Annotated in this window: 1 protein-coding gene; it reads right to left on the reverse strand. The window is 61.7% G+C overall.

The window, feature by feature from the left end; translation table 11 throughout:
* Positions 1-6: 6 nt before the first annotated feature.
* Complete coding sequence (locus ABXS05_RS34835; RefSeq protein WP_149249049.1) at positions 7-1353, reverse strand: IS701 family transposase; 1347 nt, start codon at positions 1351-1353, stop codon at positions 7-9.
* Positions 1354-1429: the final 76 nt, after the last annotated feature.

Consider the following 1429-nt stretch of genomic DNA (forward strand, 5'->3'; position numbering starts at 1 on the left):
CTAGCACTACTTTGGCAGATTCAAGGAGACGCTCCGCTGAAGCGGATGCGGCAGTTGGGACATCGATGGAAGGATTTGATCGGGTATAGTGCTTTGATGACAGCGCGCCTGATGGCTGGGAGGGTTGGTTGGGGCGGTCCTTCCCTCGTTCGTTTTTTTCCCCGCGTCCTCTTGCTGTTGCAGACGCCGATGCTGCAGGAAGGCGTAGGCGATCATAGTCATGAGGGCGTGGCGGTGCAGGCCCTGCCAGGATCGTCCTTCAAAATGATCGAGACCGAGTTCTTCCTTCATCTGCTGATGAGCCTGTTCGCACACCCACCGCGCCTTGATGGCGCCCGCCAGGGCCTTGAGAGGCGTTTCGAGGGGTAGATTGGACAGGTAATATTTGCGCTCCCCTGAGGAGCGCCATTCCCCGACCAGCCAAGCCTCTTCGCCCGGCATATGTTGTTGTCCCTTGTCGAGGATGCGCTGGGGGTTGGCATCGGCGACGCGCACGCGCAAGGCGGCGAAGCGGGCCGCCAGAGGCGCTTTCGTACCGCGCCGCCAGTTTACCCTCTTCCAATTCGTCTGCAGCAAAGCCTCCTCGGCTGCGATCGAGAGCGTATCGGGGATGGGATGCTTGCGCGGCCGACCTTGGCCCGCGACCGGGAAGATCAAGGAGACATCGGCCGGATAGACCTTCTGGTGTTTGGGAATGCCGACGGCCCAACTGAGCCCGCGGGCGCTCAGGCCCTGGCGGAAGGGAGCCGACAGTCCATAGCCGGCATCGGCAAGCACGGTGCCGAACCGCAGGCCCGCTGCGATCAGTCGGTCGACCTCATCCAGCGCTATCTCGGGCTTGGTGCGGGCGATGCGGTTGGGTTCGGGAACGCCGGCCCTGGCCATCCGTTCCAGGTCACTGGTCCAACTCTCTGGCAGAAACAGCCGCAGACCGACTGGAACGGGAACCTCCTCGCGAGCTAAGGTCAGCGAGACCAGAGTCTGGCAATTGGCACGCTTGCCGAGCATCGAAGCATATTGCGGCGCCACCCCGACCGAATGCTCGCCCTTCTTCGGCAGGCTGGTGTCGTCGATCACCAGAAAGGCATCGCTCCCGCCCACCAGGCGGTCGCCCTGCACCGCCAGTTCTGCCTCCAGCGGCGCGCTATCCCACATCCCATCCGAGATAAAATGATGCAGCCGGTCGTACTGTGCCAGCGCCAGGCGTTCCGCCATCGGCTCCATGCTTTTGCGTTCACCCGGGCCGATCAAGCCGGAAATGTAGAGCGGGCACATCTGGCGACGCCTCTTATGCCCCAGCTCTTCAACGAACGGCTTTAGCCACTCCGTCAGCGTAACATCCGCCTCTGCCATCGCTCGGGACCCTCCTCAAGCGATCAGCATTGATCAGATAACTTAACAAGCACTTAATCTGCCAAAGTAGTGCTAG

This window comes from Labrys neptuniae, from assembly GCF_040797145.1.
GTDB classification, from domain to species: domain Bacteria; phylum Pseudomonadota; class Alphaproteobacteria; order Rhizobiales; family Labraceae; genus Labrys; species Labrys neptuniae.